We start from the raw sequence: 20312 nt of genomic DNA on the forward strand, positions 1-20312 counted from the left end.
TTTCCCCATGATCCTCCGGTGTTCGAAAACATAAGGGTTGGCCGGATCCCGCTCATGCGTCGTACAGACGAATGGCCGGTGATCTACGGCGCCGGTGACCGTTCGGGCCCAGGGAGGCACGCCATGACGACGCGACCGACGGACGGTCCGTACGCCCGGTTGCTGACCCGGCCCTGGCCGCGGGCGGCTGCGGCGGTGGCGGCGGGAGCGCTGCCCGCGCTCACGTTTCCCACGCCTTCCCTGTGGTGGCTGGCCTATGCGGCGCTCGTGCCCTGGCTGTCCCTGATCCGTACGGCGCCGGGTGCGCGGCGCGCGGCGCTCGACGGCTGGCTCGGCGGTGGCGGATTCCTGCTCGCCGTCCACCACTGGCTGCTGCCGAGTCTGCACGTCTTCATCCTGGTGCTGGCAGCGCTGCTGGGGCTGCTGTGGGCACCGTGGGGCGTGCTGGTCCAGCGGCTGCTGGGGGGTTCGCCGACGCCCGCGCGGGCCGCCGTTGCCCTCGTCGCCGTTCCCTCCGGTTGGTTGATGGTCGAACTTGCCCGTTCATGGGAGTATTTGGGCGGCCCGTGGGGGCTGTTCGGGGCGAGCCAGTGGCAGGTGGCACCCGCCCTGAAGCTCGCTTCTGTAGGCGGGATCTGGCTGGTTACTTTCCTCCTCGTGGCTCTCAACACCGCGTTTTCCACGGTCATTTGGGCTTCTCGCGCGCGTATCACCGGACTAGTCGGTCTGGTGGCGTGTGCAGCGGCCGTCGCCGGGGTGTGGATGTGGGCGCCGTCGCCGCGCGCGGCGGGCACCGTCCGGATCGCCCTCGTGCAGCCGGGAGTCGTCGACGGGGCGGGCAGCGTCCAGCGCCGGTTCGAGCGCGAGGAGGCGCTCACCCGGGGGCTGGCCGGGCAGCGGGTGGACCTCGTCGTGTGGGGCGAGAGCGGCGTCGGCGGCGACCTCACGGAGCACCCGGACCTCCGGAACCGGCTCACGGCGCTGTCCCGCGCGGTGGGCGCGGACCTGCTGGTCAACGTGGACGCGCGCCGCTCGGACCGGCCCGGCATCTTCAAGAGCTCCGTGCTCGTCGGCCCCGGCGGGCCGACCGGGGACCGCTACGACAAGATGCGGCTCGTGCCGTTCGGGGAGTACGTGCCGGCGCGCTCGCTGCTGGGCTGGGCCACCTCCGTGGGCAAGGCGGCCGGCGAGGACCGCATGCGCGGGGACCGCCAGGTGGTGATGCGGCTGCCGGCGGCCCCCTCCGCGCCGGAGGGCCTGCGGGTCGGCCCGCTGGTGTGCTTCGAGTCGGCGTTCCCCGACATGAGCCGGCAACTGGCGCGCGACGGCGCCCAGGTGATCGTCGCGCAGTCCTCCACCTCGACGTTCCAGAACAGCTGGGCCCCGTGGCAGCACGCCTCGCTGGCCGCGCTGCGGGCCGCCGAGACCTGGCGGCCGGTGGTGCACTCGACGCTGACGGGAGTGAGCACGGTGGCGGACCCGCGGGGCCGGGCGGTCGGCCCGCCGCTCGGCACCGGCCGCAGCACGGCCGTCGTCCGTGACGTGCCACTGGCCGGCGGCACCAGCCCCTACGTGCGGTACGGCGACTGGGTCGTCCTGGTCTCCGTGGCGGTCGTGGCCGGCACGTGCGCCGCCGGAGGCGCCGCAGCCGTCCGACGCCGGGTCAGGAAGCCTGGTCCAGGGCGGCCCTGACGATGCGTTCGCACAGCTCGTGGGTGCGCAGCGCGTCCTCGGCGCCGAGGTGCTTGCCCGCCCGTACGGCGTCGAGGAAGGCGAGGACGGCCTGCTCGATGCCGCGCTGTCGGGCGACGGGCACCCAGTCGCCGCGGCGGCGGATGGTGGGCTGTCCCTTGTGGTCGATGACCTCGGCGAGGTTGACCACCTGCCGCTTGGTGTCCTGCCCCGAGACCTCCAGGACCTCCTCGGCGGAGCCGCTCATCCGGTTCATGGTGCCGATGGCCGTGAAGCCGTCGCCGGAGAGCTGGAGCACGACGTGGTGCAGGAGGCCGTCGCGGACCCGGGCGCGGACGTCCACGTGGTCGACGGTCCCGGGGACGAGGAAGCGGAGCGTGTCGACGACGTGGATGAAGTCGTCGAGCACCAGCGTGCGCGGGTCCTCGGGGAGCCCGATGCGGTTCTTCTGCATCAGGATCAGGTCGCGCGGGTGGTCGAGGCACTGGGTGTAGGAGGGTGCGAAGCGGCGGTTGAAGCCGACGGCCAGGCTGACCCCCCGGTCCCGGGCGAGCCCGGCGAGCCGCTCGCTCGTGGCGAGGTCGTAGGCCAGCGGCTTGTCCACGTACACCGGGACGTCCGCTTCGAGGAGGCGGGTGACGAGCTCGGGGTGGGCCGCGGTCGCCGCGTGGACGAAGGCCGCGTCGAGGCCGGCCGCGAGCAGGGAGTCCAGCTCGGTGTGGCACTGCGCGTCCGGGATGCGGTGGGTGTCGGCCACGCGCCGGACGGTGGCGGCGGTACGGGTGTGGAGGTGGAGTTCGAGCCCGGGCTGTGCGGTGAGTACCGGAAGGTACGCCTTCTGCGCGATGTCCCCGAGCCCGATGCAGCCGACCTTCACAGCGCCTCCCTGGTGCGTGCCTTCGTTTGGGAAGCATACGGGCGTACGGGAGGGTGCCAGTCCGCTATGCCGTCGTGGCTGCGGAGGACGACGCGGGGGCCGAAGAGGTTGGCGGCGCCGAGGGCGGCGGTGCGCAGGGCCACGGCCGGCGGGGCGGAGAGGGAGATGAGCCGGCTGATCCGCGCGGAGCGGCGGACGACCTCCGTGGTCCTCGGGAGGCGCTGGGCGGTGTAGGCGGGCAGGGCGCGGCCGGGATCGCCTGCGCCTCGGGCGAGGAGGAGGCCGAGGACGGCGCCGTCCTCGATGGCCTGGCAGCCGCCCTGGCCGAGGTTGGGGGTCATGGGGTGGGCGGCGTCGCCGAGCAGGACGACCCGTCCGCGGTGGTGGGCGGGCAGCGGGGTGGTGGCGTGGTGGACGTCGTTGCGCAGGACGGCGGCGGGGTCGGCGGCGGCGAGGATCGCGGGGACGGGGTGGTGCCAGCCGCCGTAGCGGCGGCGCAGCTCGTTGAGTTCGCCGTCGGGCGACCGTCCCCCGGCGGGGGCCTTGGCCTGGGCGTAGGCGTAGACGCGGCCGTCGTGCAGCGGGACCGTGCCCCAGATCATGCCGCGCCCCCAGGTCTCGTGGGCGGGGAAGGGCTCGGCGGGGCGGGGCACGACGACGCGCCAGACGGTGAACCCGGCGTAGACGGGGCCGGGGTGTCCGGGGAAGAGGAGGGCGCGGGTGGCCGAGTGGATGCCGTCGGCCGCCACGACCAGGTCGGCTTCGAGCTCTCCGCCGGGGGTGGTCACGCGGGCGGGGCGGCCGGGCCCGCCGGGGTCGGCGAGGGCGGCGGGGCTGGCGGTGCAGATGGTGCCCTCGGGGAGGCGGGAGGCGAGGACGGCGACGAGGTCGGCGCGGTGGGCGACGACGACCGGGCCGCCGAAGCGCCGGGCCGCCGCCTCGTTGCTCGTACGGGAGAGCCACCGCCCGCCGGGCAGGCGCAGCCCGCCGTCGGCCTGCCAGCCGGACAGGGCGCGGACGGCGTCGCCGGCGCCGAAGGTGTCGAGGGCGCGCAGGGCGTTGGCGGCAAGGGCGATGCCGGCGCCGACGGGTTCGAGTGCGGCGGCGCGTTCCAGGACGGTGACGGCCCAGCCCTGGTGGTGCAGGGCGGCAGCGGCGGTGAGGCCGCCGATTCCGCCGCCGATGACGACGGCGCGGGGTGCTGACATGGGTTTGCCTCCCGGTTCACTACGGATGTAGTGACGCCAGGCTACTACGGCCGTAGCGATGGCGCACTACTTCTGTAGTGCAGGAGGTAGGTTGGGGATCATGCCCCCTGAGAAGCCCTCCGCGCCGGCCCCCTCGCCCCGCACCACGCTCATCGCCGACACGGCCCTCGCCCTGATCGCCGAGCGCGGCATGCGCGGGCTGACGCACCGGGCGGTGGACGAGGCGGCGGGGCTGCCGCCCGGCTCGACCTCCAACCACGCCCGCACCCGCCTCGCGCTGCTGGAGCTGACGGTGCGGCAGCTCGCCCGGCGCGATGCCGAGGTCCTCACCCCGGCGGAGTTCCCCGGCCCGGCGGAGGGGCTCGACGCGCTGGCGGACGCGATCGCGACCGTGCTGCACGGGCTCATGGTCCGCCGGCGGGAGCACACCGTCGCGCGCTTCGAGCTGGCCCTGGAGGCCTCGCGGCGGCCGGAGCTGCGGGCGATCTACGACGCAGCGGGGCAGGGCTTCCGCGACCTGATGGCGGAGCTGATGGCGGCGGCCGGGTCCGCCGAGCCGCGACGGCACGCACTGTCGCTCGGCGCGTGGTCCGACGGCGTGCTGTTCACCTGCACCGCGGGGCCGTACCACGACCGCACGCCCGCCAGGGAGGAGCTGCGGGAGAGCGTCGGCGAGCTGCTGCACGGCATGCTCGCGGGGAATTCCGGGGGCGGGAAAACCCGTGGCCAGGACGGCGGACGGACGGGAGGATGACCGCCATGACCACCACTGAACGCCGCATGCCCTCCACCATCTCCGACGAGCGCACCGCCCTGGAGAGCTGGCTCGACTTCCACCGCGCCACGCTGGCCCAGAAGGTCGCAGGTCTGGACGAGGAGCAACTGCGGGAAGCCTCCGTGCCCCCGTCGACGCTGAGCCTCATGGGCCTCGTCCGGCACATGGCCGACGTCGAGCGCAGCTGGTTCCGCCGCTGTCTCGCCCGCGAGGACGCCCCGCCGATCTACTACAGCGACGAGGACCTGGACGGGGACATCAACGTCACCTCGGCGGACAGCTGGGAGGAGGCGTACGCCACCTGGCAGGCGGAGATCGCCGCCGCCCGGGACGCGGCGCGCGGGCGGTCGCTGGACGACCTCGGCTTCGCCGCGCACCGCAAGAAGGAGGTCGACCTCCGGTGGATCTACCTCCATATGATCGAGGAGTACGCGCGCCACAACGGCCACGCCGACCTCATCCGGGAGCGGATCGACGGCGCGACGGGGGCCTGAGCGGCGCCGCACGCCTGATCGCACATCACCCGTGCGGGTAATTCCCAACACGGACGGCCGCACAGCAGAGTTGAGCGAGTGCATCGACTGCCTGCAGTAACGGTCATGGCGGCGGTGGCGATGGCAGCGGCCGCCGGCTGTGTGTCCGTCTCCCAGCCGCCCGCCTCCCACTCGCCGCCCCGCCCGCCGGGCCACTCCCGGCCGGGCGACCTCGCGCCGGGCCCGGCCCGCGAGGATCTGATCACCATCGGCCCGGAGGGCTCCGGCGCCCCGCCGGATCCTGCGCAGGGCCCGAGAGCCGCCACGGCCGGGGGCGCTTCGGGGCCGGAGGGCGCGATCGCCCCCTCCGGCGGCTCCGGCTTCCGCGAGCGCCGGGACCCGGCGGATCCCTACGGCTTCGGCGATCCCCCGGGGCCTTCCGACGACGCGGCGGAGCCGTCGCGCTCCTCCGGCTTCCCGCGGCTCTCGCACCCGCCCCGGAGGGCGGGCCGCTCCTGGGCCTCGCCGGACCGGCCCGCGTCCCCGGACCTCAGCCCGTCCGTCCCGCAGAGCGAGGTGCCCGCCCCACCGCCGGAGCAGCACACGGCCGATTCCCCACCCGCATCTGAATCCCGCCAGGAAGCCCCGCCGCCCGCGCAGGCGCCGCCGCCCGCCCCCGCGCCCCGGGCCCGTAACAACAACGTCTGCGCCATGGGCCGGCAGCACGGGCGCTGGCAGCAGGGCGGCGACGCCTCACGGATCTGCGACTCGGTGTACGGGCACTGAGACGGCCGCCGCGGTGCGGCCGGGCCGGAAGCCGGGGCCGGCGGGCACGGTGCCGCCCACGGGCCCCGGCCGGCCCGGGCCCGGTCAGACGGCCGGGACGGCCGCCAGGTCCGGGATCCGCCAGTCGATCGGCTCGTGGCCCTGGGCCGCGACGGCCTCGTTGATCTGGGTGAACGGGCGGCTGCCGAAGAACTTCTTCGCCGACAGCGGCGAAGGGTGGGCGCCCTTGACGACGACGTGCCGGGACTCGTCGATCAGCGGCAGCTTCTTCTGGGCGTAGTTGCCCCAGAGCACGAAGACGGCCGGGTCGGGCCGGGAGGCCACGGCGCGGATGACCGCGTCGGTGAACTTCTCCCAGCCCTTGCCCTTGTGGGAGTTGGGCTCCCCGCCGCGGACCGTCAGCACGGCGTTGAGGAGCAGGACGCCCTGCTCGGCCCACGGCTGGAGGTAGCCGTTGTCCGGGACGTCGTAGCCGAGCTCCTCGCGCATCTCCTTGTAGATGTTCCGCAGGGAGGGCGGGGTCTTCACGCCGGGCCGGACCGAGAAGCACAGGCCGTGCCCCTGGCCCGCGCCGTGGTACGGGTCCTGGCCGAGGATGAGGACCTTCACCCGCTCGTACGGGGTCGCCTCCAGGGCCGCGAAGACCTCCCCGCGCGGCGGGTACACCGGTGCCTTCGTACGCTCCTCCTCCACGAAGTCGGTGAGCTCCTTGAAGTAGGGCTTGTCCAGCTCTTCGGCGAGGACGCCGCGCCAGGACTCGGGCAGCACGTCGGTGACGGTCACGTCAACAACCTCCGGGGTTCGTTCCGTTCTCAGCCCGAGAACTTACCGGTGACCACTGACAACGGCCGATCCGAGGCCGCCCGGACCCGCCCGCCCGGGCGCGGGACCGATCAGAACCCCGCGTTGAGGAAGATCCCGCCGTCCACGACGAGGGTCTGCCCGGTGATCCACGCGGCGGCGTCCGAGAGCAGGAAAGCGGCCGCTCCCCCGATGTCCTCAGGGACCCCGAGGCGGCCGAGCGGGTACGAGGCCACGACCTCCTCCTCGCGCCCCTCGTAGAGGGCGGCGGCGAACTTGGTCTTGACGACGGCCGGCGCGATGGAGTTGACGCGCACCCCCGGGGCGAACTCGTGCGCGAGCTGCAGCGTGAGGTTGACCATCGCCGCCTTGCTCATGCCGTACGCCCCGACGAACGGGGAGGCGGAGATCCCGGCGACCGACGCGATGTTGACGATCGCCCCGCCGTTGTCCTTCTGCCAGGCCCGCCACGTCTGCTGGGCGAAGCCGAGGGCGGAGATCACGTTGGTCTCGAAGACCTTGCGGGCGACGCCCAGGTCCAGCTCGGCCATGGGGCCGAAGACGGGGTTCGTCCCGGCGTTGTTGACCAGGTAGTCGATGCGCCCGAACTCCTCCATGGCGTGCTCGACGGCAGAGGCCTGGTGGGCCTCGTCGTGGGCCTTGCCCGCGATGCCGATCGCCCGGCCGGCGCCGAGCGACTCGACGGCGTCCTTGAGGGCGTCCTCATTGCGGCCGGTGATCACGACGCGGTCGCCGCGGGCGACGAGCGCCTGCGCGATGCCGTAGCCGATGCCGCGGCTGGCACCGGTGACGAGGGCGACCCTGCCGGTGCCCTCCTGCTGCTCCTGCTGTTGCTGTGCTGCGGTCATCTCCGTGCTTCCTGTCAGTTGAGCGGTCCGCCGGCCACGTACAGGACCTGGCCCGAGACGAAGCCCGCCTGCTCGCCGGTGAAGAAGGCGACGGCATGGGCGATGTCCTCGGGCTCGCCCACGCGCTGCACCGGGATCTGGGTCGCCGCGGCCGCCTTGAAGTCCTCGAAGCCCATGCCGAGGCGCTCCGCGGTGGCGGCCGTCATGTCGGTGGCGATGAACCCGGGGGCGACGGAGTTGGCCGTGATCCCGAACTTGCCGAGCTCCTTGGCGAGGGACTTCGTGAAGCCCTGGACGCCGGCCTTGGCGGCGGCGTAGTTGGCCTGGCCGCGGTTGCCGAGGGCGGAGCTGCTGGAGAGGTTGACGATGCGGCCGAAGCCCGCGTCCACCATGTGCTTCTGGCAGGCGCGCGACATCAGGAACGCGCCCCGCAGGTGCACGTTCATGACGGTGTCCCAGTCGCTCTCGTCCATCTTGAACAGCAGGTTGTCACGGGTCACGCCCGCGTTGTTGACGAGGATGAGCGGCGCGCCCAGCCCGGCGGCGATCCGGGTGACGGCGGCGTCCACCTGCGCGGCGTCGGTGACGTCGCAGCCGACGGCCAGCGCCCTGCCGCCCGCCGCCGTGATCCGCTCGGCGGTGCCCGCGCAGGCCGCCTCGTCGAGGTCGAGGACGGCGACCGCGCGGCCTTCCTGCGCCAGGCGCACGGCGGTCGCGGCGCCGATGCCGCGGGCCGCGCCCGTGACGACGGCCACGCGCTGCTCGGGCTCAGGCATACGGGGATCTCCTCACCTCGAAGGCGGCCCGCCCGCCGGCCGCGGGCCGGACAGGTGAGCAACCGCTTAGTAGCTTCAGCGGATCAGACGCTAGAAGCCCCGCCACCCGCTGTCAACGCCTTCCCGCGCGCCGCGTGCGCCACCGGCGCCACAGGTCCGCAGCCCCCCGGCCGGGCGGTCGGCCGGGGCGGCCGCTCAGCGCACCAGCAGGTCCAGCAGCCGCTCGGGCTCGGCCTCCGGATCGGCCGTCAGGCCGGCGTGCACGGGGCCGGGCTGGACGACCGTGCTGCGGGGGGCGATCAGCCAGCGGAAGCGGCGGCCCGGATCGTCGCCGGCGGCCTGGCCGGCCCGCTCCCCGCCGAGGCACACGCCTTCGACGGCGCACAGCGCGGCCCGTACGCCCGCCACGTCCGCGGCCGGGTCGAGGGCCAGCAGCCGCGCCTCGTCGAGGTGGACGCGGGCGGCCACGTACCCCTTCGCCTGGCAGTAGACGACGACCCCGGCGTTGATCTGCTCACCGCGCTCGACGCGGGGGACGACCCGCAGCAGTGCGTACTCGAAAACATCGCGTCCGTTGTGGCGCCCGGTCACTTCCCGGCCCTTCCGTCGAGCCTGACACGCACCCACTCCGGCGCCTGCGAGGGCTTGTCCTTGCTGCGTTCGCCGACCGTGATCCGGTCGCCGATGCTCCCCGCCCGCTCCAGCAGCACCTCGACGTAGCGGCGGCGCACCGCGTCGGGGCCGTCGAAGCCCGGCTCGTCCGCGAGCCACTCGTCGGGCACGTCGGCGGCGACCTCGGTGAGGAGGTCCTCGGTGACGCGCGGCGCGAGCTCGGCGGCGGCCGCGGCGAGGTCGGGGCCGAAGGTCGCGAGGACGTGGTCGGAGGCCTCGTAGGGCTTGCCCGCGGCCGCGGCGGCGCCCGGCCAGTTGTGGTGCCAGATCATGGTGGCGCCGTGGTCGATGAGCCACAGCTCGCCGTGCCACACGAGCAGGTTCGGGTTGCGCCAGGAGCGGTCGACGTTGTTGATGAGCGCGTCGAACCAGATCACGCGGCCGGCCTCGGCCGCGGAGACCTCGAAGGCGAGCGGGTCGAAGCCGAGGGCGCCGGGCAGGAAGTCCATGGCGAGGTTGAGCCCGCCGCTGGCCTTCAGCAGCCCCTGCACCTCCTGGTCCGGCTCGCCGCGGCCGATGACCGGGTCGAGCTGGATCCGGGCCAGCTCCGGCACGCGCAGGCCGAGCGCGCGGCCCAGCTGCCCGCAGATGACCTCGGCGACCAGCGTCTTGCGGCCCTGGCCGGCACCGGTGAACTTCATGACGTACGTACCCAGGTCGTCGGCTTCGACGATCCCGGGGAGCGAGCCGCCCTCACGCAAGGGCGTGACGTATCGGACGGCTGTGACTTCGGGGAGCATTGCCCCAGGCTACTGCGGGACTTCCGCCCGCCTTCGAACGCGGGTGGCCGTGGCTTCGCACGCGGGTGACCGTGGCTTTGAACGCGGGCGGTCCCGGCCCCGTACGACTCCCTGAACCGTCACGACCGGATCTGAACCCGCACGACCAGAGGAGCACACATGAACCACGTGTCACGGGCCGCATCCACCGTCTCCGCCGCTTCCCCCGCGCCCCGGGCCGCGCACGGCTCGACCCGCCGCAGCGTCGTCGCGGCCGCCGGGGCAGCCGGTCTCGTCACCGTGCTCGCCGCGTGCGGCGGAGGGGACGACGACGGTGGGAGCGGCGAGGCGAAGGACGGGGGCAAGGGCGAGGGCAAGGACGGGAGCAAGGGCAAGGACGGGAGCAAGGACGGGGAGCTCGCGAAGGCCGCGGACATCCCGGAGGGCGGCGGCAAGGTCTTCCCCGACCGGAAGGTCGTGGTGACCCAGCCGGCGAAGGGCGAGTTCAAGGCATTCTCCGCGGTCTGCACCCACCAGGGCTGCCTCGTCAAGGACGTCTCCGGCGGCACCATCAACTGTCCCTGCCATGGCAGCAAGTTCGCCATCGCGGACGGGAGCGTAAAGGGAGGCCCGGCGCAGCGGCCGCTCTCCGAGGAGCAGGTCTCGGTCCACGGCGGGTCCCTGCACCTGGAGTGAGCGGGGCGTCAGCCGCGCCGGGGCACGCTCCGCCAGCCGCGCAGGACGGCCTCGGCCGTGGTGACGGTGGCGACGAGCGCCAGGGTGTGGCTGATCACGGCCGCGGTGTACTCCGCGGGCACGCCGGCGATGGCGTCGGCGGGGACGACGGCCGTGTAGCCGAGGTTGACGGCGTCGAAGACGGTGTTGGGGACGGCCACGTTGGCCGAGACGCCGGTGACGACGAGGGTGCGGCAGCCGAGGTTGCGCAGCAGGGGGTCCAGGCCGGTGCCCGCCAGGGGCGAGAGCCCGTGCAGCCGCCGGACGACGAGGTCGCCGTCGCCGACCGGGATCGGGTCGGCGACGCGCACCGCGCGGGTGCCCGCCAGCTGCTGCACGGGCAGCCGCTCGGCGGCGCGGAAGAGCCGGGCGTTGCGGCTGGCGCCGCGGCCGTCGGGGCGGCGTTCGGCGATGGCGTGCACGACCTGGACGCCGGCGTCGTGGGCGCCCGCGACGAGGCGGGCGACGGCGAGGAGCGCGCCGGAGGCGCGTGCGGCGACGGCGAGCTCGGGCAGGGCGCTGCCGGGGCCGACGACGCCGTGCTGGCACTCGACGGTGAGCAGGACGGTCGTCGCGGGGTCGAGCCGTTCGGCGGGCGGGCCGGCCGGGGCGGGCGGCGCCATGGCGGTCCTCTCTCCTGGGGCCGGTGTCCGGCGGGTGCGGGCCGGGGCGGCCCGGGCCGCGTGAGGGTAGCGGGCATTGCGCCGGCGGGGGAAGGGGCCCACACTTTCTGACACTCGGTCAGCCATCGGGATGCGGGGAGGGCACGGGCATGCTCACCGGCCAGCGGCGGGGCCGCCGGATCATGATGACGCGGCCGGAGCTGGACGCGTTCCTCACCGGGCAGCGCACCTGCCGGGTGGCCACCGTGGGGCGCGACGGGCGGCCTCACCTCAGCGCGCTGTGGTTCGTCTGGGACGGGTCGGCGCTGTGGCTGTACTCGCTCGTGCGCAGCCGCCGGTGGGCGGAGCTGCGGCACGATGCCCGGGTCGCGGTGCTGGTGGACGACGGGCGGGAGTACGGGGAGCTGCGGGGCGCGGAGCTGTCCGGCACGGCGGTCTTCGCCGGGGAGGCCCCGCGCACGGGCGAGCCCCGCCCGGAGCTCACCGCGCCGGAGGCGCTCTTCACCGCCAAGTACTTCGGCGGCCTGCCCTCGATGCCGCACGACGGCCGGCACGCGTGGCTCCGGCTGACGCCGGACGAGGTCGTGTCCTGGGACTTCCGCAAGCGATAGGCCGATTCCGGCGGATCGCCCTGTCAGCTTCCCTCCCCCGCGACGGCGGGAGGCCACGACGCAGCAAGCCGGCGGTGCCGAGCCGGCCAAGGCCGTATGCCCACCGCGCCGCAGGCCGAGCGCGCCACAGGCCGGGGCGGCTGCAGCCGCCCCGGTGAAAGGCCGGGGCGCTGTGCCGCCCGCTGCGAGACGGGGCCGGTCAGCCGGCCACCTTCTCGCCGGCAAGGCGCAACGCCTCGACCGCGGCGCGGATGGAGGGGCGGCGGTCCGCGTCGGCGCGCCAGATCGCGTAGACGTGGCGGCGCACGGTGTGCCGTACGGGTACGACGCGCACCCCTTCCGGCACGGGCCCGCGGCCCAGCCGCGGTGCGACGGCGACGCCGAGCCCGGCGGCGATCAGGGCGAGCTGGGTGTGGTGCTCCTCGGCCATGTGGGAGATGCGGGGCTCGATGCCCTTGCCGCGCAGGGTGAGCATCAGCCAGTCGTGGCAGAACTCGCCCCGGGGCCAGGAGACCCAGTCGTCGTCCGCGAACTCCTCCAGGTCGACCAGCTCCCGGCCGGCCAGCGGGTGGTCCACCGGCATCGCCACGTCGGCGCTGTCGTCGAGGATCGGGGCTTTGGCCAGGCCGTCCGGCATGGGCAGCGGCTTGTTGTACCAGTCGAGGACGACGGCGACGTCGATGTCGCCGCGGACGACCCGGGGCACGGCCTCCTCCGGCTCCATCTCCTCCAGCCGGGCCCGCAGCTGGGGGTGGGCCCGGCGCAGCCCGGCGAGGGCCGTCGGGAAGAGGCCGCGGGCGGCCGTGGGGAAGGCGCCGAGGAGCAGCTCGCCGACGGCCTGCCCGCGCTGCGCCTCCAGGTCGGCCTGGGCCAGCTCGACCTGCGAGAGGATCCGCGAGGCGTGGTCGGCGAGCAGCCGGCCGGCGTCGGTGAGCCGCACGCCGCGCCCCTGTTTGGCGAGGAGCTGCTGCCCGGTCTCGCGCTCCAGCTTGGCGAGCTGCTGCGAGACGGCGGACGTCGTCACGTGCAGCCCGTCGGCCGCGGCGCTGACGGAGCCGTGGCGGGCGACGGCGTTGAGGGTGCGCAGGCGCTCCAGGTTCAACATATAAGCAACTCTACGCGATAAACCCCACTTAAATTTACTTGTACTAAGCCGTACAGGGCGGTCATTCTTACGACCATGCGCACCACGGCAACCTCCAGTTCCTCCGTCCCGCCGGGCCTCCCGGTCCGCCCGCTCCCCACCTCCGGTGCCCAGCACCGGCAGCCGCAGCGGGACAGCCGCCCCACCGTTGACTGGAGGATCCGCTTCGGTGCGCTCGCGCTCATCTGGGGCTGCAGTTTCCTGTTCATCAAGCTCGGCACGGACGGCTTCCCGCCGCTGTACGTCGCCTTCGGCCGCATGTTCTTCGGCGCGGTGGTGCTCGTCGCGACGCTGGCCGTCAAGCGGGAGCGCCTGCCGCGCGCCGCCCGCACCTGGGGGCACCTGGCCGTCGCGGCCTTCCTGCTCAACGCCCTGCCGTTCACCCTCTTCGCCTACGCCGAACTGCGCATCCCCTCCACGCTCGCCGGGATCTGCAACGCCACGACGCCGCTGTGGGGCATGGTCCTCTCGCTCGTGGCCCTCTCCGAGGACCGGCCGACGCAGCGCCGGTTCGCCGGTCTGGCGATCGGCTTCGCCGGCGTGCTGACCGTGCTCGGCGCCTGGCAGGGCTTCTCCGGCCAGGACGCGGCGGGCACGGTGATGGCCCTCGTCGCCTCCGCCAGCTACGCGATCGGCTGGATCTACGTCCGGCGCACGCTGACCGACTCGGGCGACTCCAACCTGTCCAAGTCCGGCGCGCAGCTGCTGCTGGGCACGGTCCAGCTGGCGGTGGTCGCCCCGCTGTTCGCGCCGGTGCCGGTCTCCTTCCCCGCCGTGCCGCTGCTGGCCGTCTTCGCCCTCGGAGCGCTGGGCACGGGCCTGGCCTTCCTCGTGCAGTACGGACTGGTCGCCGAGGTCGGGCCCACGATGGCGTCCATGACCACCTACCTCATACCGGTCGTGGCGACCGTCGCCGGCGTGGCCCTCCTGGGGGAGGAGCTCAGCTGGAACACGCCCGTCGGCGCGCTCATCGTGCTGGCCGGCGCCTTCCTGACCCAGAGCAAGGCCGGGCGCAGGACCGGACGGAAGGAGCAGAGCCTCCCCCGCGGGGGCCTGCCGGCGAGGGGCCGTCAGTCGTAGCGCCCCGCCGCCGAAGGACGGGTCGCGGCCGCCAGGGCGTCCGCGACCTGTTCTATCTCGTCCACGGCCAGGCCCGAGACGGTCAGCCGCACCGCGGGAGGCGACGAGAGCCGGAACCGGGCCCCCGGCGCGACCGCCCAGCCCGCATGCAGCAGCCGCGCCACCGCCGCCGTCTCGTCGGGCACAGGGAGCCAGACGTTCATCCCGCTGCGCCCGTGCGCCTCGATCCCCCGCGCGCGCAGGGCCCGGACGAGCGCATCGCGGCGGCGCCCGTACGCGGCGGCCACCTCCGCCGCATCCACCGCGCCGCTGTGCCACAGGTGGACGACGGCGTCCTGCAGGACGTGGCTGACCCAGCCGGGGCCGAGGCGCTGCCGGCCGCGCACCCGGTCCACGGTGACGGCGTCGCCCGCAAGCACCGCGAGCCGCAGGTCGGGCCCGTACGCCTTGGCCACGGAGCGGACGAACACCCAGTGGTCGGTGCATCCCGTGAGGGTGTGCAGGGGGAGGTCGACGATTCCGTGGCCGTGGTCGTCCTCGACGAGCAGCGCCCCGGGGTGGCCGGAGAGCACGGCGCGCAGCTCGCGCGCCCTGGCCGCGCCCACCACCGCCCCCGTGGGGTTCTGCGCCCGCGCGGTGACGATCATGGCCCGGGCGCCCTGCCGCAGCGCGCGGTCCGCCGCCTCGGGCAGCGGGCCGTCGTCGTCGACGGGCACGGGGACGGGCCGCAGCCCGAGGGCCGGGACGAGGTCGAGGACACTGCCCCAGCCCGGGTCCTCGACCGCGACGGAATCGCCCGGCCGCAGGTGCACGGCGAGGACGCGCTCGATGGCATCGAGCGCGCCGGAGGTGACGGCGAGCGTCCCGCCGGGCACCCCGTCCGCGGTGAAGGCGGCCCGGGCGAACCGCTCCAGCTCCGTGTCGACGGCGGGCGCCCCGTAGAGCGCGGGGGCCTGCGCGGCGCGGGCCGCGGCAGCGGCGAGCGCCTCGCCGAGCGGGGGCAGCAGGGCCGGGTCGGGATTGCCCGCCGAGACGTCCCGGACGCCCTCGGGGACCTCGACGTAGATCCGCTCGCGGGCCGTGCTGGCCGGGCGGTGACGCACGCGGCTCCCCCGGCGGCCGGACGTCTCGATCACCCCGCGCTCGCGCAGCGTGCGGTACGCGGCCGCGACCGTATTGGGATTGACACCGAGCTCGACCGCCAGCTCCCGCATGGGCGGCAGCAGTTCGCCCGGGGACAGCTTGCCGGCGCCCACGGCGCGCTCCACGCTCGCGGAAATCTCCGCTGCGCGGCGACCCTCGATCCGATACTCTCCTAGCACAAAGAAGATTATGCACTAGTGCAATGGAGTTCGCAATGACCGCTGCTGCGCCGCCCGCCCCGTACGAGCAGACCGAGCGGACCACGCCGACGCGCGCCCGCGAGCGCGCCTCGTACGACCGCGAGGTCGTGCACGCGATCCTCGACGCGGGCTACGTCTGCCACCTCGGCTTCGTGCGCGACGGGGCCCCGGTCGTGCTGCCCACGCTCTACGGGCGCGTCGGCGACCGGCTCTACGTGCACGGCTCGACGGGCTCGCGCCCGCTGCGCACCGCGGGCCGCGCGGGGGACGCGGGCATGCCCGTCTGTCTCACCGTCACCCACGTCGACGGCCTCGTCCTCGCGCGCTCCGCCTTCCACCACTCCCTCAACTACCGTTCGGTCGTGGTGCACGGCTCCGCCCGCCAGGTGACCGAGGAAGCCGAGAAGCGCGCGGCCCTCGACGCCCTGGTCGAGCAGGCCACGCCGGGCCGGTCGGCGGACTGCCGCCCGGCCTCCCCCAAGGAGCTCGCCGCGACGGCCGTGCTCCGCCTCGACCTCGCCGAGGTGTCCGCCAAGGTGCGCACCGGCGGCGTGAACGACGAGCCCGAAGACCTCGCCCTCCCCCACTGGAGCGGCGTCGTGCCCGTGGCTCCCGCGTACGGCACGCCCATACCCGACAAGGACCTCGCTCCGGGCACTCCGCTGCCGGCCTACGTCACCGCTCTCTGAGCGGCCAGCGCCGGGCGGTCAGGGCCGGGCAGGGCTCGACTCCGCGGACCGGTCCCCCCGGGGCCCGGCCGCCGCGCCGCCGCCCTGGGCCACCGGCGCCGCCGCGGCCTTCTTGGGCGAGGAGGACTGGGCAATGAAGGCACCCGCCAGCACCAACGCGCCGCCCAGGGTCTGGGGCACGGAGAGGCGCTCGCCGAGCAGCACCCAGGCCAGCACGGTCGCGATCACCGCCTCCAGGCAGGCGACCACGCCCGCGACCTGCGGCGACAGCCTGCGCACGGCGAGCACGCCGGTGAGGTACGCGGCCACGGTGGCCACGAGCACGACCCAGCCGAGGAGCAGCGCGGCCGGCACGTCCGTGCCGTTCATCCCGGCGCTCCCGGCGAGCACGGACCAGTCCATGCCCCAGGGGCGGGCGACGGCGGTGAGGACGAGGGCTCCGATGAGGAGCCCGTAGGCGATCACTCCGAAGGGGTCGGCGGGCTCCTCGCCGTCGCTCCCGTGGTCGGAGAGCACGAAGTAGCCCACTTGGCAGCAGGCGGCGCCGAGGGCCAGCAGCAGGCCCACCGCGTCGAAGCTCATGCCCGACCACACCTCCACCACGCAGGCGAGGCCGGCGACGGCGAGCACCACGCCCACGGCCGCGGCGCGGCTGACCGGCCGGCGCTGGACGAAGCGCACCCAGCCCAGCAGGAGCGCCGGCCCGAGGTATTCGACGAGCAGCGCCACGCCGACCGGGATCCGGGATATCGCGGCGAAGTAGCAGGCCTGGACGCCGGCGACGGCCAGCAGGCCGAATCCCGCGAGGAGCGCGGGGCGGCGGGTGACGAGGGCGCGGTGCCGCCAGGCGACCGGCAGCAGCACCAGGGCGGCGCCGGCCACCCGCAGCCACACCACGTGCAGGGGGTCGAGACCCGCCTGGATCAGCGGCTTGGCCGCGACACCGGAACCACCGAACGCGAGCGCGGAGACCAGGGCGAGGCCCAGGCCCGCGCTTTTCCCTTGAGAGGCGTGCATCGGCTCATCATGCCAGCCGATGACATGACCGTCACCCCTTGATGGTCATGACGTACCGATCGCCGGTTCCGCGGCGCCTGACGTCACGGCACCTCATGGCTCATCAGGTCGAGGCCGGCCGCGAGCGCCGCCGTGTCCACGCCCGCCCGGCGCATCACCTCGGCCGCGCGGCACCGGTGGTCCAGGGCGAGCGTCGCCAGGAGGTCCACCCCTTCCGCGTGCTCGCCGCCCCGCGCGCGGGCCCGGGCGAACGCGCCCTCCATGGCGGCGGCCGCCGCGGGTGACCAGCGGGGCGCCCGGCAGTCGAGGAGGACGGGCAGCGAGCCGGAGTCCTCGACGGTGCCGCGCCAGCGCAGCCCGTAGCCGATGGTGCGCTGGACGAGATAGCCGAGCAGCCGTACGGACTGCCCCTGGCCCCGGCCGTCCACGGCGCGGCACACCGCGGGGTCCGCCTCCATCAGGGTATGGAGCAGGTGGGCGGTGTCGACCTGCCGGTCACCGTCCCGCACGGCACGCCTGCGGGCGCCCGTGACCGCGGCCGTCAGCTCGGGGCTGAACAGGCCTTCCCGGACGACGTCCGCCGCCCCCTTGTCTCCTACGCGGCTTTGCACCCTCCCACCCCATCAGTCACGAACCGCCGGGTCATCCCCGCAGGGAAGCATTTGCGCATCCCACCGCGGTTGGGTGCGCACCGCGGATTCCTCCTCCTTGAGGAGGACGGGCGCGCCGTCGTTCTCAGGGGTGTTCCCGGACGGAGCCCGGGAACACCCCTCCGTCGCAGGGCGATCGGCTCAGCCCTCGTCGGCGAGGATGAGGTAGAGCTTCTTGCGCGATTCGTTGATGACGGCGAGGGCCTTCTGTCGCTGCTCGGGGGTGCCGGACTTCCACACCTGCCCGAAGGCCTCCAGCAGCCCGAAGCCGGCCTGCCGTATCTCCTGCACCGCCTCCCAGTCGACGCCGCGACCGGCATCCTCCCAGGGGGCGTCGGGGCCGGCCTCGGCCTCGGAGCGGCCCGCCTCGGTGAGGCTGAACAGCTTCTTGCCGCCCTCGCTCGCGCTCTCGATCAGGCCCTCGTCCTCCAGCATTTGCAGGGTCGGGTAGACCGATCCCGGGCTGGGCTTCCAGGCGCCCCCGCTGCGCTCGGCGATCTCCTGGATCATCTCGTAGCCGTGCATGGGGCGGTCCTTCAGCAGGGTCAGGATCGAGGCGCGCACGTCGCCCCGCCTGGCCCGGCCGCCGTGGCCGCCCCGGCCGCGGCCCCGCGGCCCGCCGAACGGGGGGCCGCCGAAGGGCGGGCCCCCGAAGCCGGGACCGAAGGGGCCGAAGGCCGCCCGGCGGCCGTCGAAGTCGCCCGGACCGTACGGGCCGGGTCCATGGTGCTCATGTCCACGCGAACGTCGCATGACGTTCCTCCCATCGTCGATCACTGTCGTCGATCAACACTGTCGCTGATCGGTCGCGACACTTCAACGATATATCGGAACCGATCGCATGACAATGCCCTGCCCGCAACCGGCAGCGACAGGGCCCGGCCCGCCCGCCCGGGCCACATTTCGCGAATTGGCCCTGGCCTGCGGGTTCTTCGGGCCCGTAGCGTCCGGCCATGCGCATTCGAATCGTCGACGCCTTCACCGACCGCCCCTTCGCCGGCAACCCGGCCGGGGTCGTCCTCTTCGACGGGGCCTTCCCCGAGGACGACCGGCTCCAGAAGATCGCCGCCGAGGTGAACCTCTCCGAGACGGCCTTCGCCCGCCCCCTCACCGGCGCCTCGCAGGACGCCGACTGGGCGCTCCGCTGGTTCACGCCCCTGACCGAGGTCGACATGTGCGGCCACGCCACCCTCGCCACGGCGCACGTCCTGCACACCATGGGCGCGGCCACCGGCACGGTCCGCTTCGCCGCGCGCTGCGGCATCCTCACCGCGACGGCGCACGAGGACGGGTCGATCACCCTGGACTTCCCGACCGCGCCGCTCACCCCGGCCACCCTCCCCGAAGGCGTGACCGAAGCGCTGGGCACCGAGGTGCGCAGCGCCCACGACACCGGCCCGCACATCGGCGACCTGATGGTCGAGCTGGCCGACGAGAAGGCCGTACGGGCCCTGGCGCCCGACATCCGGGCCCTCGGCCGGCTCTCCCGCCGCGGCGTCATCGCCACCGCCCCGGCCGAGGACCCCTCCCGCGGCTACGACTACGTCTCGCGCTGCTTCTTCCCGAACGTCGGCATCGACGAGGACCCCGTGACGGGCAGCGCGCACACCGCGCTCGCCCCGTTCTGGTCCGAGCGGCTCGGCCGCGACGACCTGACCGGGCTGCAGGCGTCCGCCCGTACGGGCCTGGTGCGCACCGGGCTGCGCGGCGACCGCACGCTGCTGACCGGCTCGGCCGTCACCGTCATCGAGGGCGATCTCCTGGCCTAGGCCGCATCCGGCGGATCCAGCGCCGTTGCGGCGGGCGCCGTTCGTCCTTCCCGCCGCAACGGCGCGACACCACGGCGGCGCACGCGGCTCGGCGGCGCCGGACCGCGCCGCAGCCGGACGGAGACCCCGAGCGGGCCGTCAGGCCGTCGGCAGCCAGCCCACCTTGCCCGCGAGCAGCGCGTACCCGACGAACGCCACGACGTCGATCAGCGCGTGCGCGGCCACCAGCGGCCCGACCCGTCCCCAGCGCCGGTAGAGCAGGACGAAGACCACGCCCATCGCCATGTTCCCGAGGAACCCGCCGACGCCCTGGTACAGGTGGTACGAGCCGCGCAGGACCGCGCTCGCCACGAGGGCCGCCGCCGGGGTCCACCCCAGCTGTCCCAGCCGGCGCAGCAGGTACCCGACGACCACGACCTCCTCCAGCACCGCGTTCTGCACCGCGGACGCCACCAGGACGGGGATCTTCCACCACACGTCGGGCAGCGACTCCGGCACCACGGTGAGGTTGAAGCCGGCGGCCCGGACGCCGAGGTAGAACAGCAGGCCGGTGCCGCCGATGGCCGCGGCCAGACCGGTGCCGCGCGTGAGGTCGAATCCCGGGCGGTCCCGGTCGAGCCCGACCGCGCGCAGGCCCGGCGCCCCCTCGCGCAGCAGCAGGTGCGCCACCAGGAACACGGGCACGAGCGCGGTCGCGATGCCGAAGACCTGCCAGGACAGGTCGAGCCAGGGGCGGCCGGGGGCGTGCGAGGCGTTGAGGTGGGCGGCCTGGTCCTTGAGCCCGCCCGGCCTGGTGAGCGCGCCGGTGAAGCTGATCAGCGACGAGACCGCGCTGGCCCCCAGGGACAGCGCCAGGACGAGCAGCGTCTCGCTGCGCAGCGTGCGCCGCCCGACGACGGCCGCGCCGGCCGCCGGGGCGGGCCGGGTGCCCGGCACGATGCCGTCCTCGCCCTGTGCGTTCTGCCGCACCTGCGCCTCCCCTTCCTCCCGCCCCACCAGCGGA

At 74.4% G+C, this 20312-nt stretch carries 23 protein-coding genes; 9 read left to right on the top strand and 14 right to left on the bottom strand.

Going from position 1 to position 20312, the window contains the following annotated elements:
• Positions 1-123 precede the first annotated feature (123 nt).
• A complete protein-coding gene (lnt, locus tag IF61_RS0102050) occupies positions 124-1692 on the top strand; it encodes an apolipoprotein N-acyltransferase (protein WP_052392317.1) in 1569 nt (522 codons plus the stop codon).
• On the opposite strand, the gene IF61_RS0102055 is transcribed toward lnt, so the two are convergent.
• Positions 1664-2569 (bottom strand): Gfo/Idh/MocA family protein, encoded by a 906-nt coding sequence (locus tag IF61_RS0102055; RefSeq protein WP_030364426.1) that lies wholly within the window; start codon positions 2567-2569, stop codon positions 1664-1666. The genes lnt and IF61_RS0102055 overlap by 29 nt on opposite strands.
• Positions 2566-3777 (bottom strand): FAD-dependent monooxygenase, encoded by a 1212-nt coding sequence (locus IF61_RS0102060; RefSeq protein ID WP_030364427.1) that lies wholly within the window; start codon positions 3775-3777, stop codon positions 2566-2568. Before IF61_RS0102060 ends, IF61_RS0102055 begins: the two co-directional genes overlap by 4 nt.
• Positions 3778-3877: 100 nt before the next feature.
• Between IF61_RS0102060 and IF61_RS0102065 the strand changes: the two genes are divergently transcribed.
• The 3 genes from IF61_RS0102065 (at position 3878) to IF61_RS33155 (ending at position 5811) form a co-directional block, all read left to right on the top strand.
• Complete coding sequence (locus IF61_RS0102065) at positions 3878-4531, top strand: TetR/AcrR family transcriptional regulator (protein ID WP_052392318.1); 654 nt, start codon at positions 3878-3880, stop codon at positions 4529-4531.
• Positions 4532-4536: 5 nt separating this feature from the next.
• Complete coding sequence (locus IF61_RS0102070; protein ID WP_030364429.1) at positions 4537-5046, top strand: DinB family protein; 510 nt, start codon at positions 4537-4539, stop codon at positions 5044-5046.
• A 105-nt stretch (positions 5047-5151) separates the two neighbouring features.
• Positions 5152-5811: a hypothetical protein gene (locus tag IF61_RS33155; RefSeq protein ID WP_052392319.1), complete on the top strand. Its 660-nt coding sequence runs from the start codon at positions 5152-5154 to the stop codon at positions 5809-5811.
• 84 nt (positions 5812-5895) lie between these two features.
• Here IF61_RS33155 and IF61_RS0102080 read toward each other — a convergent pair whose 3' ends face one another.
• From IF61_RS0102080 to IF61_RS0102100, 5 genes are all read right to left on the bottom strand, one after another.
• Positions 5896-6594, bottom strand: a complete 699-nt coding sequence (locus tag IF61_RS0102080) for a uracil-DNA glycosylase (RefSeq protein WP_030364430.1) — start codon at positions 6592-6594, stop codon at positions 5896-5898.
• Between the two features lie 110 nt (positions 6595-6704).
• Positions 6705-7481 (bottom strand): SDR family oxidoreductase, encoded by a 777-nt coding sequence (locus tag IF61_RS0102085; protein WP_030364431.1) that lies wholly within the window; start codon positions 7479-7481, stop codon positions 6705-6707.
• A gap of 14 nt (positions 7482-7495) precedes the next feature.
• Positions 7496-8257, bottom strand: coding sequence for a 3-oxoacyl-ACP reductase FabG (fabG, locus tag IF61_RS0102090; RefSeq protein WP_030364432.1), 762 nt, complete (start codon positions 8255-8257; stop codon positions 7496-7498).
• 195 nt (positions 8258-8452) lie between these two features.
• The gene (locus IF61_RS0102095) at positions 8453-8848 is read right to left on the bottom strand and encodes a DUF3037 domain-containing protein (protein WP_030364433.1); all 396 of its coding nucleotides are present in this window, start codon (positions 8846-8848) and stop codon (positions 8453-8455) included.
• On the bottom strand, positions 8845-9669 hold the full coding sequence (locus IF61_RS0102100) for a HipA family kinase (RefSeq protein WP_030364434.1): 825 nt from the start codon (positions 9667-9669) through the stop codon (positions 8845-8847). Before IF61_RS0102100 ends, IF61_RS0102095 begins: the two co-directional genes overlap by 4 nt.
• A gap of 159 nt (positions 9670-9828) precedes the next feature.
• On the opposite strand from IF61_RS0102100, the gene IF61_RS0102105 reads away from it, so the two are divergent.
• Positions 9829-10344: a Rieske (2Fe-2S) protein gene (locus IF61_RS0102105; RefSeq protein ID WP_052392320.1), complete on the top strand. Its 516-nt coding sequence runs from the start codon at positions 9829-9831 to the stop codon at positions 10342-10344.
• An 8-nt stretch (positions 10345-10352) separates the two neighbouring features.
• Here IF61_RS0102105 and IF61_RS0102110 read toward each other — a convergent pair whose 3' ends face one another.
• Positions 10353-11006: a cysteine hydrolase family protein gene (locus IF61_RS0102110; RefSeq protein ID WP_030364436.1), complete on the bottom strand. Its 654-nt coding sequence runs from the start codon at positions 11004-11006 to the stop codon at positions 10353-10355.
• Between the two features lie 149 nt (positions 11007-11155).
• On the opposite strand from IF61_RS0102110, the gene IF61_RS0102115 reads away from it, so the two are divergent.
• Positions 11156-11617: a pyridoxamine 5'-phosphate oxidase family protein gene (locus IF61_RS0102115; RefSeq protein WP_030364437.1), complete on the top strand. Its 462-nt coding sequence runs from the start codon at positions 11156-11158 to the stop codon at positions 11615-11617.
• Between the two features lie 199 nt (positions 11618-11816).
• Here IF61_RS0102115 and IF61_RS0102120 read toward each other — a convergent pair whose 3' ends face one another.
• Positions 11817-12722, bottom strand: a complete 906-nt coding sequence (locus tag IF61_RS0102120; protein ID WP_030364438.1) for a LysR family transcriptional regulator — start codon at positions 12720-12722, stop codon at positions 11817-11819.
• A gap of 75 nt (positions 12723-12797) precedes the next feature.
• On the opposite strand from IF61_RS0102120, the gene IF61_RS0102125 reads away from it, so the two are divergent.
• The gene (locus IF61_RS0102125; RefSeq protein ID WP_078659906.1) at positions 12798-13841 is read left to right on the top strand and encodes a DMT family transporter; all 1044 of its coding nucleotides are present in this window, start codon (positions 12798-12800) and stop codon (positions 13839-13841) included.
• Here IF61_RS0102125 and IF61_RS0102130 read toward each other — a convergent pair.
• Positions 13832-15163, bottom strand: a complete 1332-nt coding sequence (locus IF61_RS0102130) for an aminotransferase class I/II-fold pyridoxal phosphate-dependent enzyme (protein WP_043187377.1) — start codon at positions 15161-15163, stop codon at positions 13832-13834. The two genes, IF61_RS0102125 and IF61_RS0102130, sit on opposite strands and share 10 nt — an antisense overlap.
• A 35-nt stretch (positions 15164-15198) precedes the next feature.
• Here IF61_RS0102130 and IF61_RS0102135 point away from each other — a divergent pair, with 35 nt between their 5' ends.
• On the top strand, positions 15199-15873 hold the full coding sequence (locus IF61_RS0102135) for a pyridoxamine 5'-phosphate oxidase family protein (RefSeq protein ID WP_052392323.1): 675 nt from the start codon (positions 15199-15201) through the stop codon (positions 15871-15873).
• An 18-nt stretch (positions 15874-15891) separates the two neighbouring features.
• On the opposite strand, the gene IF61_RS0102140 is transcribed toward IF61_RS0102135, so the two are convergent.
• The 3 genes from IF61_RS0102140 to IF61_RS0102150 form a co-directional block, all read right to left on the bottom strand.
• Positions 15892-16890, bottom strand: coding sequence for an EamA family transporter (locus IF61_RS0102140; RefSeq protein WP_052392324.1), 999 nt, complete (start codon positions 16888-16890; stop codon positions 15892-15894).
• 83 nt (positions 16891-16973) lie between these two features.
• Positions 16974-17501: a Clp protease N-terminal domain-containing protein gene (locus IF61_RS0102145; RefSeq protein ID WP_030364443.1), complete on the bottom strand. Its 528-nt coding sequence runs from the start codon at positions 17499-17501 to the stop codon at positions 16974-16976.
• A gap of 180 nt (positions 17502-17681) precedes the next feature.
• The gene (locus IF61_RS0102150; protein ID WP_030364444.1) at positions 17682-18293 is read right to left on the bottom strand and encodes a PadR family transcriptional regulator; all 612 of its coding nucleotides are present in this window, start codon (positions 18291-18293) and stop codon (positions 17682-17684) included.
• A 200-nt stretch (positions 18294-18493) separates the two neighbouring features.
• On the opposite strand from IF61_RS0102150, the gene IF61_RS0102155 reads away from it, so the two are divergent.
• A complete protein-coding gene (locus tag IF61_RS0102155) occupies positions 18494-19309 on the top strand; it encodes a PhzF family phenazine biosynthesis protein (protein WP_030364445.1) in 816 nt (271 codons plus the stop codon).
• Between the two features lie 138 nt (positions 19310-19447).
• Here the strand turns inward: IF61_RS0102155 and IF61_RS0102160 are convergent, their stop codons facing one another.
• The gene (locus IF61_RS0102160; protein ID WP_245684369.1) at positions 19448-20248 is read right to left on the bottom strand and encodes a CPBP family intramembrane glutamic endopeptidase; all 801 of its coding nucleotides are present in this window, start codon (positions 20246-20248) and stop codon (positions 19448-19450) included.
• Positions 20249-20312 lie beyond the last annotated feature (64 nt).

Origin of the sequence: Streptomyces roseoverticillatus (genome assembly GCF_000719265.1) — a bacterium.
Classification (GTDB): domain Bacteria; phylum Actinomycetota; class Actinomycetes; order Streptomycetales; family Streptomycetaceae; genus Streptomyces; species Streptomyces roseoverticillatus.